Here is a 13,623-nt window from a genome sequence, read left to right as displayed (position 1 = left end):
TTCCCCTGCTCATTTGATGACTGGCCCTTCCTGCTCGGTGAGGGTGGGCTCCTTGAAAATCACCTTGCCGTCTTTGAATTCGATGGGGTCAATGCGCATGGTGCGCTTGCCCACATCATCCCCGATGGCCCCGGCAGTCCAGGCGTGATAGACCAGCCAGGGGTTTCCGGCGTCATCGAAAGTGATGGTCTGGTGTCCGGGGCCGGCAACGTCTCCCACGGTGTACACGATGGGGTTGTCTTCAAACTTCTTGAATTCACCCAGAGGGCTTTTGCCCACGGCATACCCTACGGCGTACAGGTCACTGGCGAAGTCACTGGCAGAGAACAGCAGGTAGTAATAGCCGTCTTTCTCGTACATGGTGGGGGCTTCAATGAGGTTCCCCTCCCAGAGCTCACGGTTGTAGAGGAGTTGCACTGGCTCTTCGAGCAGGGAAAGGCCATCTGCAGAGAGTTTCTGACCGTAAATGTAGGTCAGGAGCCCGATGGCGTTGCCGTCGTTCTTCCAGTACAGGTACAGCTGACCATCTTTGTCTCTGAAGGGGCTTGCGTCGATGCTGCCCCCTTCATCCGCCTGACAGATCAGGGGCTTCTGAGAGTCGTCTTTGAAAGGTCCCGCCGGGGAATCCGAGACAGCAACACTGATGCACTGGTAATTGCTGGCAGTGTCCCTGAGGGTGTAGTACATCAGGTATTTTTCGCCGTTCTGGATGACTTCAGGGGCCCAGGTCAGGCCTCCCTGTGCCCAGAAGGGCAGGCCACCGAGTGCGTCGCCTTTGACGTCCCAGTTTACGAGGTCCTTGCTGAAAGCCATCTGGATGTCCTTGCCGTTGCCATTGGTGGCGTAGGCGTAGTAGCCTTCATCGGTTTTCAGCACAAAGGGGTCGGGGAAGTTGATGTTGAGGACAGGGTTCTGGTATTTCACTCGGTTCTCCGCCTGTGCACAGGCCGAGAGGGTGAGCAGGGCCATGGCGGTCATCAGCATTCTTTTCATGGGGTCTCTCCTGGATGGAAGGCAAAATGGCGCTGGCCCGCGTCTCTCGGGGGGTGCTGAATGAGGGTCTTGAAGAGGTCTCTTGCAGGGCCAGGTTCGCGCTGCATGTCGTTCAGGTGGTACAGCCCGGAAGGGCACACAAATCCGGTGAGCCGGGTCAGTCCGGTGTTCCAGTCGATGTGGTCAAAAAACGGCCACCACGTGTAGGCAACGACGTTTACACCTTCTGCCATGACACGGGCCACCTCGGACACACTGTAATTCAGCCATGCCTGCTGGTCACGGTCTGAGCTGGTTTCGGCCACATAGACGGGTTTCTGGTAACGCTCAAAATACAGCCTGAGGGTCTCCCCAAGACCTGGAGGCTCAGGGTCTGCATCCAGACGGTAATCGGTACGCCTGCCCCAGTCACTGGCGGGTTTCGGACCTCTGGGGGTGAAGATCACATGCTCCGAGCCAGGATAGTAGTCCAGGCCGATCACATCGATCTGGACTGGGTTCTGGATGAAGGTGTCCAGCCACGTCTGAGAAACACCGCATTTCAAAAGGAATTGAGCCGTCCAGCTTTCCGGGGTGGCTTTTCCGAGCAGCACATCCAGCGCGATGAAACGGTACCGGGTCAGTTCATCTGCCAGAGGCTGGATTTCAGTGTCCAGTGCCCGGAAACCGTCTGCACCGTCGTTCAGCCAGAATTGCACTTCTGGGTTCACACTGGAAATGGCCTGGTTCGTCTGGCGAATCCCTTCAATGATGGGCACCAGATGCTGCACAAAAGTCTCTGCGGTGGTCCCATAAGGAGGCCAGGTCCCATTCCCCCCTCTGAAGAACGCACAGATGTATGGTTCATTGAAAGGGGTAAAGAGGGTGATCCTGGGGTACCGTTCCGCAAAAGCCCTCGCATACCGGGCGATCTCGGCAGGATACTCAGGGTTCAGGAAACCACCCTCCAGCCAGGAGGGGGTTCCGAAGTGGATCAGGTCCCAGACCACTTTCAGGTTGAGGTCCTGCAAGAGGTCCACCACCTGATCCGTCCAGCTCCAGTCGAAACGGTCTTTTTCAGGGTGCTGCATGTCCCAGGGCAAGCCGTAGCGGATGAACTGCACCCCGAGGTCTTTTGCCTTTCTCAGGTCTTCACGCCAGTGCTTCTGGTGGTCGGTCATGAGAAGTTCGTTCACGCCCATGTCGGGCATGCTGGTGTTTTCGATGCCGACCCCCCACCAGAAGGTGTTCATTCTTTGCTGCCTCCGGCAGAGAGGCCCTGCTCGAGGTAACGCTGCCCGATCAGGTAGGCCACCAGCACGGGGATGGAGGCAATGGCGGTCCCGGCCATCAGTTTGCCGTAATCAGTGGTGTAACGACTGGAGAAGGAGGTGATTCCGACAGGCAGGGTCTGCATGTCGCCGTGCACCACGAAGAGGGGCCACACGTAGTTGTTCCAGCTTCCCATGAAGGAGAACACCCCGAGGGTCACAAGCACGGGAACAGACAGGGGTACAATCACCTTCCAGAGGATCACCCAGCTGTTGGCTCCGTCCAGCACTGCAGCCTCTTCAAGCTCTCCAGGAATGCTCATGAAGAACTGTCTGAGCAAGAACACGCCGAAAGCACCAGAAACACCGGGCCAGATCAGGGCGTGGTAGGTGTCAATCCAGTTCAGCTGAATCATCATGATGTAACTGGGGATCAGGGTCACGATGCCAGGAACCATCATGGAGGAAATCACGAACCAGAACCAGGCATCCCGCCCGGGGAACTTCATGCGGGCCAGTGGGTAGGCGGCCAGCACGCACAGCAGCAGGTGAGACAGGGTGTAGGCCACACTGGTGAACACCGAGTTGAGGGTCCAGCGGCCAATGTTGCCGTCTGGAGAGGTCAGGATCTCCCGGTAGTTCTCAAGGGTGAAGTTTTTGGGCCACCACTGGATGGGCAAGCTGATGGTGTCCGACTCGGGTTTGAAGCTCGTTGACAGCATCCAGTAGATCGGCGCGAGGAAGAGCAGGGCGAGCAGGCTCAGGACCACAAAGCGGGGGATGTCTCTCGGGACCCGACGCCTGCGTTCCGTCTGAGGCTGGGGAATGCGGGGCTGGGTGGTCATTTCTTGCTCCCTCTCAGGTCACGGGTCTGCAGCCAGAACTGGAAGGCCGTGAAGATCAGCATGATCAGGCCAAACACGAAACTCATGGCCGCTGCACTGGAGAACTGGTTGTTGGAGAAGGCCTCTTCGGTGATGTACATGATCACCGACTGGGTGGAACGGGTGGGTCCACCGGAGGTGATGAGCTGGGGTTGACCGAAAAGCTGGAAGGAAGCGAGCACGGTGGTCACCACCACGAACAGCGTTGTGGAGGACAGGTTGGGCCAGGTGATGTACCTGAACTGCTGGAATCCGGTGGCCCCGTCAATCTCTGCTGCCTCGTAGATGGCCTTGGGGATGTTGTTCATGGCAGCAAGGTACAGGGTCATGTTGAAACCGATGGTCCACCAGACCGTCCCGAGCACGATGGGCACCCAGGCCCAGCCTTCGGTGGTGAGGAAAGGGATGCCGGGCAGTTTCAGGTACTCGGTGAGGATGATGTTCACCAGACCGCTCTGGTTCTCAAAGAGCCACCGCCACAGAATGCCCATCACGGAAACTGCGAGGATGCCAGGCATGAAAAAGATGGAGCGGAAAAAAGCCCGACCGAAAATGGGTTTGAACAGCAGGGCGGCCAGTCCGATGGAGGTGCCGACCAGCAGGGGAACACTGACCACGGTGAAAATGGTGGTGTTGATAAAGGTCTTCCAGAAGAACTCACTTTGTGGGGTGCCTGCCTTGAAGAGGTTGGCATAAAATTCCATGCCCACGAAGGGCTGGCTTTCTGACAGGGGGTCCCAGCGGTGCACGCTGATGTAGATCCCGTAAAAGACCGGGAAAACAATGAACCCGAGGAAAAAAATGGCATGGGGCAGCAGGTACAACCAGGGGAGCAGTGGGTGGGTGGTGTTGTAGGAAAGCTTTCTGCTGCGCTTTCTTGGAACAGAGGTGTTGCTTGTGATTTCACTCATGGGAGCTCCCTGAAACAGAGGTGGCCTGACCGGGGTGCGGTCAGGCCAGGGAGGAGATTACTGCAGGGACTTGCGTGCCTGTTCAATCTGCTTGTTGGCTTCGGCCTGGCCGTCTTCCAGAGCGTCTTTCACGGTCTTCTTGCCGAGGATGGCCGCTTCAACAGCAGCGTCCCATGCGCCGCGCACCTGACCAACCCAGGGGTAGCCAGAGGTGGCGTACACGTTGGGGAGGCCTTCAAAGAGTCCACTGATGGGGTTGTTGTCGTAGGACTTGTCGGCTGCGACTTTGGCCTGGGTGGGGAGGCCACCGGCCTGGGTCCAGAACAGGTTCTGCTCAGGCTTGGTCATCCACCCGATGAATTCCAGGGCAGCCAGACGCTTGTTCTTGTCGTAGCCAGCGCGCTGTTTGGGCAGGGTCAGGTGGCTTGATCCGCCCCATGCGGCTTTCATCTTGGTGCCAAGCTGGGGGAAAGGGGCGATGCCGAAGTTCAGGCCTGCCTGACCTTTGTACTGTTCGAGCATCCACACACCGTTGAAGTTGAAGCAGGCTTTGCCCTGGCGGAAGGCGTTGATTTCACTCTGCTCGGTGGCGTTGGCAGGAGAGGTCTGGTACTTGCCGACCTGGTCCACCAGAAACTGGATGGCTTCCTGACCTGCTGCGGTGTTGAAGGCAGCGTTGAGGTTCTTGTCCACGAGGTTCACACCGTTCTGGCGCAGCACGGAGTAGGCGATGGTGCCGCCCATCCAGCCGTTGACCACACCCGCACCCCAGGTGTTGAGGTTTTTGGCGTCGAATCCAGCTTCACCGGGGTTCTTGCCGTTCTTGTCCACGGTGCAGGCCTTGGCAGCAGCGAGGAACTCGGCGCGGTTGGTGGGGACCTTGGTGATGCCGTACTTCTTCATCAGGTCCTTGTTGTAGTACATGGCGAGAGCGACAGAGTGGATGGGCACACCGTAGCTGCGGCCTTTGTAATCGGCGGTTTTCCACAGGGGGCCGTAGAAGTTGGCCTTGCTGATGCCACCTGCTTTGAGGTCGGCTGCAGTCAGGGGGGTCACGGCACCACGGGCAACGAATCCGGTGACCTGGTCTTCGTTGATGACCACCACGTCGGCAGCACGGCCAGAAGCAACCAGCGGAGCAAGCTGTTGCCAGGTGGTGCCCCAGGGCTGGGCCTGGGCTTTCACTTCAATGTTGGGGTGGCTGTCGTTGAACTTCTTGACCAGTTGCTCCATGATGGGGCGGTCCGGGCCGGTGAAGCCGTGCAGGTAGGTGATTTCCACTTTGGGGCCAGTGTACTCAGCATGGGCGGTGGATACGGCGGCGGCAGCCAGAATCAGGGTTAGGGGTTTGAGTTTCATCTTTCTCCTCCTTGTTTTCTTCTCCACACTCTCAGACGAGAGGGGAATCGGAACGGGCCTGGGAAGTTGCGGATTCGGTCTGGGGCTGTTTTTTCAGCCATCTGGGGGAATATTGCAGGGGGTTGGGGTCCGCGTGGACCATCTTGTTGCCTTTGTTGGCCTTCGCAAAACGCTCGATGGGGGCCTTGGGACGACGGTCCATGTCCAGCACACCGTTGATTTCCTGGAAGGTGTCTGTGAGCTGGGTGTAGCAGAACCCGGAGAGCACCGGGCTGTCATGCACGGCGGCCAGCAGTTTCTCGTAGCGCTCAATGAAGTCTTCGCTGCTCTGGGCGGTGCTGTAACCCCAGCCTTTCTGGGGGGTCTCGGTGTAGGCGATGCCGCCAAACTCCGTGAGCATGTAAGGCTGATCGGTGACTTTTGCGTCTCCCACCAGCAGCTTCCTGCGTCCAGGCATGAAGGTCTGCAGGATCTGGGGGTCTGCGTAGTTTCGCTCAATGACCTCGGTTCTGGCCTCGTAATCGTGGATCGAGAAGATGTCGGTGACGACATGCTCCCAGCCATCGTTGCCGATCACGGGTCGGGTGGGGTCAAAGGCGTGGGTCAGGTGATAGAGGGCCTTCACGAACTGGCGTTGTTCGTCGATGAGGGGCAGGTCGGGCACGCCCCAGGATTCATTGAAGGTGACCCAGGCTACCACACAGGGATGAGAATAATCTCTGTCGATGACCCTGAGCCATTCACGGGTGACCCGGTCAATGGCTTCGGGCGTGAAGGCGTAGGGGCTGGGCATCTCGGTCCAGACCAGCAGGCCCATTCTGTCTGCGTGGTACAGGAAACGGGGATCTTCGATCTTCTGGTGCTTGCGCACCCCATTGAAGCCGAGTTGTTTGGTGAGCTCCACATCCCGGCGCAGTTCTTCAGGGCTGGCGGTGGCGTGCCCCTGGGTCCAGTAGCCCTGATCAAGCACCAGACGCAGGTAATAAGGACGGCCATTGAGGTAGAACAGGTTGTCCCTGGCTTCCACGCTGCGCAGGGCGGTGTAAGAGGTGACTTCGTCCAGAACGTTGCCGTTTTCGTCGAGCAGGGCAAGCTCCGCATCGATCAGCTGGGGGTGCTCGGGGCTCCACATGTAATCGTCGCGGACATCGTCGATGCCAGGATCAGAGAGGCAGATGGTGCGCTTCAGGTCGGTGGATTTCACCAGACTGGTGTCTTCTGCAATCAGTTCGCCACGCAGGTAAAGCCGGACACGGAGTCTTGCGGCTCCTGGTTTGCTGAGCACCACCCGGTATGTGATCTGGAAGCGTTCAACGCTGGGGGTCCAGTGGATCTTTTCGATGCGCTGGGCAGGTGCTTTTTCGAGCCAGACGGTTCTCCAGATCCCGGTGGTTCTGGGGTACCAGATGGAGTGGGATTCTCTGAGCCAGTCCTGTTTGCCCCTGGGAAGGGACATGTCCTGCGGGTGGTCTTTGGCCTGCACAGCAATGTCCAGCATCTCGGCTGAGGCGTGCTCGGTGATGTCCAGTGAGAATGGGGTGTAGCCACCGATGTGCTCTCCGACAAACTCGCCATTGATCCAGATGCGGGCCTCATGGTCCACGGCTCCGAAATGCAGAATCAGGCGTTCTGCAGGTCCGGGGATGAGGGTGCTGTCCAGGGTCAGGTGTGTCCTGTACCAGACGCTGTGGTGGGGGGTTTCGTCCTGGATGCCACTGCGTGGAGACTCAGGGGCGTAGGGCACCAGAATGTTTTGAGAAAATTCGACTGTTTTGGGATGACAATGCTCCAGCCCGGGGTCCGCGCTGAACTGCCACCATCCGTCCAATGACACCCAGGAGCCGCGTTGAAGCTGCGGTCTGGGGTGTAGTGCATCTAGAGACATGGTTACACCTGCTGATCGGGAAGCGTGAAGGAAGGTTTTCTTTTGCCCCTCAATACTAACAACTTTTTTTATTTCTTGTCAATATCTTTTGCGATCTGCCGATCTTTAGAACTTTGCTCGGTCACACAACGAATATTTCGCCTGTGCAGATGGCCCATCAACAAGTATTTTCGCAATGTTGCAAAATCAGAATTGAAGTTGTTAGAATCAGATCTATCCCCTCCGGCAAAGGAGCATTTATGGGCATTTCTGGAAACCGCGTCCTGTACATCGATGGAGACTCCTCTCTGCACGTCCTCAAAGCCCTGGCTTCAGACACCCGCCTGCTGATCCTCAGCTTGCTCTCCCACAACCCCATGAACATCAGTGAACTTGCTGAAACCATGGGGCTCCCCCATTCCACGGTGAACTTCAACCTGAACCAGTTGCAGGAAGCCGGACTGATCAGCGTGCAGTACGAACCGGGTTCCAGAGGTTCCCAGAAGCTCTGCGCCAAAAAATACGACGAGATCATCCTGAAACTGCCCGGGGCGAACGTTGAAGCCGAAACCGATACTGTTACTGTCTCAATGCCCATCGGAAATTACCGTAACTTTGACATCAAACCGACCTGTGGTCTTGCCAGCGAAAGCAAGATCATCGGGATGTTCGATGATCCCAGAAGTTTTTTCGAGCCCGATCATGTGTATGCCCAGATTCTGTGGTTTGGTCAGGGTTTCGTGGAGTATGCTTTCCCAAACAACCTGCCTTATGGATCGGTGGCCCAGTCCCTGGTGCTCTCCATGGAAATCTGCTCCGAAGCGCCCCAGTATGATCCAGACTGGCCTTCTGACATCACCTTGTGGCTCAATGACATCGAGGTCGGCACCTGGACCTGCCCGGGAGACTTTGGGGGTACCCGGGGCAGGCTGACCCCCGCCTGGTGGCTGGAAGACCAGACCATGTATGGCCTGCTCAAACACTGGCAGGTCACCGACGAGGGGAGTTTCATTGATGGTGAGAAACTCTCTGGTGTGACCCTTGAAGACCTGAACCTGGGCTCACGGAACCACATCAAGGTCAAAATTGGCGTGAAAGACGATGCCCGGCACAAAGGCGGGGTCAACCTGTTCGGAAGAAAATTCGGGAATTACGAGCAGGATCTGGTGATGCGCATGGCCTACCGCTTTCCCCAGGACCGCCCAAGGGTGAAGGTTCGATAACCACAAGTTTTTTTGTGAAACGGGAGGATTCGCCGTCCTCTCGTTTCTTTTTTTGAAAATTCTGGTGAGAATTCACACCACTCTCGTGCTGTGATAGATGCAATTTGGTGGGTTTGTTGGGGCCACCATGCCAGAGGCTGGTGGTCTTTCCATCGTTCTGGACTGATTGCAGCCCATCAGTGACGGGACAGAGCCCTCAAACGCCCCACCCTCGCTCATTTGACATATAACAAATATTTTTGCTATAAAGGCATCAACTGCAGGAAGACACGCCCATTCCAACCAGATGCCCCATCTGGCTCCTTTTCTGTTGCCACTGCAGCCCTTCTCACCCTGCCCACAGATCCCCCTGCTGAAGCCCATCGTCCCCGGGTCTTCGGTGGGCAGGTCTTTTCATCACAGGAGTCAATTATGTCCAACCCCCAGTTCAAACCGCTGGGTGTTCTGGCCGTCATGTGCCTGACGGTCCTGAGCGCCTGCAATCCGCCCAGAGTTGAGCCCTCTCTGACCTACCAGAATCCGCTCAAAGTCGAGATTGGCAATGGCAAGACCGTCGACACCTGCGCTGACCCTGCCATCATTCAGGGCCAGAAAGCGGGAGACAGCAAGTGGTACATCTTCTGCACCACCGATCCCCTCAACAGCACCGACCGCAATGACCAGGGGGGATTCAATTTCCACCAGATTCCCATTCTGGTGTCTGACGATCTGGTCAACTGGACTTACAAGGGAGACGCCTTCCAGGCCAAACCCGACTGGGTAAAAAGCGACGCAGGACTGTGGGCCCCTGACATCGAGTACATCAACGGCAAGTACATGCTGTACTACACAGCAAGTGACACCGTGGCAGGCGGAAGTGCCATCGGGGTGGCCACCAGTGACAACCCACTTGGCCCCTGGGTGGACAGCGGAAAACCCGTGGTGGAACCAGACCGTCCACCCAACTGCTGCGAGAACGACAAGCGCTGGACCTTTGATCCAGATGTGATCCGGGATGATGCAGGACAGCTGTGGATCTACTACGGCAGCTACTTCGGTGGACTTTCTGTGCGCAAGCTCTCTGCGGATGGCCTGACTTCAGACAAAACCAGCCAGAAGGAAATTGCCATTGCCAACCGCTATGAAGGGGCACAGGTGGTCAAAAAGGGCGAGTACTACTACCTGATTGCTTCTGCATCTGCCTGCTGCAATGGACCTTTGACCGGGTACAGCCTGTTCGTGGGACGCTCCAAGAGCCCCACCGGACCTTTTGTGGACCAGAGCGGGGTTGACCTGAACGCAACGAACGTGGGAGGAACCCCCTTCCTGGCCCAGAACGGCAACCGCTGGGTGGGGGTCGGGCACAACGCCATCTTCACCGATGCCAGTGGGCAGGACTGGACGGTGTACCACGGGGTGGATCAGGAAACACCTTTCCTGAACACCGACAATTTCACCCGCAGACCAGTCCTGATGGACCCTGTGGACTGGGCAAATGGCTGGCCCGTGGTGCGTGGAGGCAATGGCCCCTCTGACGAGAAAATGCCTGCTCCGGCAGCCCAGAAAGGCCAGAAAAACCACTACCAGCCAGAGTGGGTGAAGCCCCTGGACAGCGGTGCTGCCATTGCTGCCGCAACAGATGAATTTGCTGGAAACCTTGCAGGCTGGAGCTGGACCCGTGAACCTGCAGCTGCAGAGTTTGGCATTGAAAATGGCACGCTGCGCATGAATGTCCAGCATGCGGACCTCCACACGGACAGCAACAATGCCGCCATCCTGAGCAAAGCAGCACCCACGGGCAACTACGTGGTGGAAACAAAAGTCAAAATCAACTTCCCTGCTGATGGATGCTGCTTCAATTACACCCAGGCTGGCCTGGTGGTCTTCAGCGACGACAACAACTTCGTGAAACTGGTGCACTTTTCCAACTGGGAAACCCGCCAGATTGAATTTGCAAAAGAAGTGGGCAACGTTCCAGCCAACTTCCCCAGATATGGAAACCTGGTGATGGGACCTCCCAGCAGAGCAGACCAGTACACCTACCTGCGCATTGTGAAACACACGGAGGGTGGGCATGACCTGTACACCGGATTCACCAGCCTGGATGGTGTGAACTGGACCCGTGGTGGCACCTGGGAACACACCCTCGGAGGAAACGCCCGCATCGGTCTGGTTGCGATGGGCACCACCGATGGCAACCAGCACTGGATCGCAAACTTCGATTACGTGCGGACGTACCAGTTGAAATAAAACCCCGGTCAAAATCCAACAGGTGCAGGGGTGAGCCAGCGGCCCACCCCTGCATCCTTTTGATCCCTTCGACCTCAAGTGGGCTCAGCCAGAAATCCACCTTTTGGATTCCGGGTCAGACGACCAAAGGCATGGTCTGGATCATGGGGTGGGGCCAGGATGGCTTTCTTTTCAAACCACTCGGGGAAGAATTTTTTGCGGGTTTCCAGCGTGGTCACGGGATACAGGTCATAACCCATCACGTAAGGGTAGGGAGCATGAACCAGCGTGGGGAGCAGGTCTGCTGTGTACACCAGCATCTCCCCTTCCGATTCCAGAATCACCGCCTGCTGGCCCAGATTGTGACCAGGAATCTGGACCACACGCAAACCGGACATCAGTTCTGTGTCACCATCAACCACATCAAAAAGGCCTGCCTGCTCAATGGGTTCCACATACTGCTCGGTGTAGTAAGAGGCTCGGTTGCGCTCATGTCGGTGGTGGGCATCTTCAAGTTCCTGTTTCTGCACCACGTACCTTGCATGGGGGAAGGCAGGAACACCCTCCAGAACATTGCGCCCGGCATGATCGAAATGCAGGTGGGTGTTGATGACCAGATCAATGTCGGTGCGGTCCAGACCCACGGCTTTCAGACCATCAAACACGGTGCTATCGCGCCGAAGGTCAAACATGCTCTGGAATTTGGCGTCTCCTTCCCACATGCCGGTTTCAATGAGGATGTTTTTCCCATGCATCTGAACAAGCAGTGGGTTGATGCGCAGGGCAATGCGATTGAGTTCATCTGCAGGGGTCAGCTTGTTCCAGAGCACTTTGGGGACCGTGCCAAACATGGCCCCACCATCCAGTCTGAATTGTCCATCGGTCAGGGAGGTCACCTGGACCGTGCCGATCTTTCTTGTTTTGAGCCACATGTGCCACACCATAACACACCAATCTGCACAGTCCATTGCTGGTCACAGTGGGTTTTGATCGGGTGCAGCAACTGGAAAACCACGCAGAAGACAATGGAGGATTTCACACGGTCTCTCTCCGTGAATTCCCCTACCCCCCAGCTTCCGGTCATCACAACCTGAGGGGCCAATTGTGCATAGACTGAAAACACACAGCTTCCTGCCCCGCCACTTTTTTTTCAAAGGACATGATCATGCCAGACATTCAGGTCAAACTGATGGGGTCTTACACCATTGTTCCGAATTCCTGCACCCCCGAAAGCCGCAAAGCCCAGTGCCTCCTCGCCTACGTGATCCTCAACGCAGACCGCCAGCTTGAACGGGAAGCGGTGGCGGCGGCACTGTGGGGGGAATCCCCAACCGAAATTCGCCGGGGATACCTCCGAAAAGCCCTGCATCAGGTCAACAAGGTCATCCCAGGCCTGCTGGAGTCCCAGGGAGAGCGTCTGGTTTTTCAGCACCCCCTTTCTTGTGACATCGACGTGTGGGAAATGAAATGGCTGTACCAGCAACCCATCAATGAAGAAAACTACCTGAAAGTCAAAACACACCTGAATCATGTGCAAGGTGAACTGCTGTCTGGCTGGGAAGATGAATGGTGCTGGTTTGAACGGGAAAGGCACCACCACCTCTGGCTGAGTTTGCTGGAAAAAACCCTGGGATACGCCCTCCAGGCTGGGCTGGCAGAAGATGCCCTGATGTTCGGCACCAGAATATTGCACCTTGAACCGGCTCACGAACCCACCCACCAGGCCCTGATCCAGGTGCACCTGATGCGCTCGGACCGGGCAGGGGCCATCCGGCAGTACCAGCGGTGCAAAGCGGCCCTGCAGGAATGGGATCTGGACCCGGATGCAGAAACCCTCCGTCTGTATGAGGAGGCAAGGGGACAGCGGGAAGCCCCCAGAGATGTGCTCTCCAGACTCACCGACCTGTACCAGCACATGTTGAAACTTCAGGAGGACACCCAGCAGCAACTGAGGCAGATCGAACGCCTGATCCGGCCCTGAAAAGCCAGGAAAAAACGCCCTTGCGGGCGCTGGAAGTTTGATTTGATTTCAGCCTGAGGTGGTGTCGTCCGAGTCCAGACCTGAAAAGATCTGTCCCAGGTGGTGCCTGAGGTGGCGCACATAATCGGTCACCCACCACTGCAGGGGGGCCTCGAAGGTCTCTCCGGCAATCTGGATCACATTGCCATATTTCTCTGCAGGGATCTTGCTGGCGATGCCCAGCAGGTGCTGGTTGTAGGCGTACCAGAGGTTCAGGATGGTGAGCCAGGGGAGCTCCTGGTACTTCTGCACCTCCACCCAGGCGTCTGGATGGTAACCAGGGATCACGGCGTGGTCTGCGAGCTGACCGCGCACGAAACGCTGGTGGTTGGTGGAAGCAGAATCAATCAGGTGACCGAGCACCTGCTTGCGGGTCCATTTGCCCTGCGCCCAGGGGGCATCGGTGAGTGCGGCAGGCATGGCGTACAGCTTCTGGTGGGCCGACTCCAGCGTTTCCTGGAATTCTTTCAGCACTTCATTCATGGTTTCACTCCTAGAACCCGTGCAATCTGCTTGATGGCAAATTCGTTGTTGATCAGTGCAGCAGGGTAACGAAACACCCTCCAACCCATCTCGGTGGCGATGGCGTACTTCTCGGCATCCTTGACAAAACCGTCCAGCTGGGTGTGCCTGCCCCTCGGGGAACTGACTCCACCTTCAATCTCGACTGCCACCTTCAGGTGAACCCATGCAAAATCAAAGCGCCAGCGGCGTTCCGGGTGGAACTCATGCTCCCGAATCGGGGTGGGAATGCCGTAAAGCCGCATCTGCAGCACGAAGATCTCTTCGAGGTGCGAACCTGCTTTGGGCAGGCCCGTGCCTTTCAGTTCCTGAAGCTGTCGAAGCAGAACCATCCGCTTCTCGGGAGAGAGTTTTTGCGCGTAGACTTCAAGGAGTTTGTTCTTCATGCC

12 protein-coding genes are annotated in these 13,623 nt (G+C 57.0%); 3 read left to right on the top strand and 9 right to left on the bottom strand.

Going from position 1 to position 13,623, the window contains the following annotated elements; all coding sequences use genetic code 11:
• Positions 1–9 precede the first annotated feature (9 nt).
• From DC3_RS08170 to DC3_RS08145, 6 genes are read right to left on the bottom strand one after another with little or no spacing between them, the layout of a single operon-like run.
• Complete coding sequence (locus DC3_RS08170; RefSeq protein WP_246130600.1) at positions 10–993, bottom strand: glycoside hydrolase family 43 protein; 984 nt, start codon at positions 991–993, stop codon at positions 10–12.
• Positions 990–2,225 carry a family 1 glycosylhydrolase gene (locus DC3_RS08165; RefSeq protein WP_146883860.1) on the bottom strand — a complete coding sequence of 412 codons (1,236 nt, stop codon included), beginning with the start codon at positions 2,223–2,225 and terminating at the stop codon, positions 990–992. Before DC3_RS08165 ends, DC3_RS08170 begins: the two co-directional genes overlap by 4 nt.
• Positions 2,222–3,088 carry a carbohydrate ABC transporter permease gene (locus DC3_RS08160; RefSeq protein WP_146883859.1) on the bottom strand — a complete coding sequence of 289 codons (867 nt, stop codon included), beginning with the start codon at positions 3,086–3,088 and terminating at the stop codon, positions 2,222–2,224. Before DC3_RS08160 ends, DC3_RS08165 begins: the two co-directional genes overlap by 4 nt.
• Entirely contained in the window at positions 3,085–4,038 is a 954-nt protein-coding gene (locus tag DC3_RS08155) for a carbohydrate ABC transporter permease (RefSeq protein ID WP_146883858.1), read from the bottom strand. Before DC3_RS08155 ends, DC3_RS08160 begins: the two co-directional genes overlap by 4 nt.
• A 57-nt stretch (positions 4,039–4,095) precedes the next feature.
• A complete protein-coding gene (locus tag DC3_RS08150) occupies positions 4,096–5,397 on the bottom strand; it encodes an ABC transporter substrate-binding protein (RefSeq protein WP_146883857.1) in 1,302 nt (433 codons plus the stop codon).
• Positions 5,398–5,428: 31 nt separating this feature from the next.
• Entirely contained in the window at positions 5,429–7,282 is a 1,854-nt protein-coding gene (locus DC3_RS08145; protein ID WP_146883856.1) for a glycoside hydrolase family 2 protein, read from the bottom strand.
• 239 nt (positions 7,283–7,521) lie between these two features.
• Between DC3_RS08145 and DC3_RS08140 the strand changes: the two genes are divergently transcribed.
• Complete coding sequence (locus DC3_RS08140; protein WP_146883855.1) at positions 7,522–8,484, top strand: ArsR/SmtB family transcription factor; 963 nt, start codon at positions 7,522–7,524, stop codon at positions 8,482–8,484.
• A gap of 411 nt (positions 8,485–8,895) precedes the next feature.
• Complete coding sequence (locus DC3_RS08135; protein WP_246130598.1) at positions 8,896–10,713, top strand: glycoside hydrolase family 43 protein; 1,818 nt, start codon at positions 8,896–8,898, stop codon at positions 10,711–10,713.
• A gap of 74 nt (positions 10,714–10,787) precedes the next feature.
• Here the strand turns inward: DC3_RS08135 and DC3_RS08130 are convergent, their stop codons facing one another.
• The gene (locus DC3_RS08130; protein WP_186815914.1) at positions 10,788–11,624 is read right to left on the bottom strand and encodes an MBL fold metallo-hydrolase; all 837 of its coding nucleotides are present in this window, start codon (positions 11,622–11,624) and stop codon (positions 10,788–10,790) included.
• 233 nt (positions 11,625–11,857) lie between these two features.
• On the opposite strand from DC3_RS08130, the gene DC3_RS08125 reads away from it, so the two are divergent.
• Positions 11,858–12,673, top strand: coding sequence for an AfsR/SARP family transcriptional regulator (locus DC3_RS08125; RefSeq protein ID WP_186815913.1), 816 nt, complete (start codon positions 11,858–11,860; stop codon positions 12,671–12,673).
• Between the two features lie 48 nt (positions 12,674–12,721).
• Here DC3_RS08125 and DC3_RS08120 read toward each other — a convergent pair whose 3' ends face one another.
• Both DC3_RS08120 and DC3_RS08115 read right to left on the bottom strand, forming a co-directional pair.
• A complete protein-coding gene (locus tag DC3_RS08120; RefSeq protein WP_146883853.1) occupies positions 12,722–13,195 on the bottom strand; it encodes a DinB family protein in 474 nt (157 codons plus the stop codon).
• The gene (locus DC3_RS08115) at positions 13,192–13,620 is read right to left on the bottom strand and encodes a putative endonuclease domain-containing protein (RefSeq protein WP_222594723.1); all 429 of its coding nucleotides are present in this window, start codon (positions 13,618–13,620) and stop codon (positions 13,192–13,194) included. Before DC3_RS08115 ends, DC3_RS08120 begins: the two co-directional genes overlap by 4 nt.
• Positions 13,621–13,623: the final 3 nt, after the last annotated feature.

Origin of the sequence: Deinococcus cellulosilyticus NBRC 106333 = KACC 11606 (assembly GCF_007990775.1) — a bacterium.
GTDB classification, from domain to species: domain Bacteria; phylum Deinococcota; class Deinococci; order Deinococcales; family Deinococcaceae; genus Deinococcus_C; species Deinococcus_C cellulosilyticus.
This window is presented reverse-complemented; position numbering and strand designations above follow the sequence as displayed.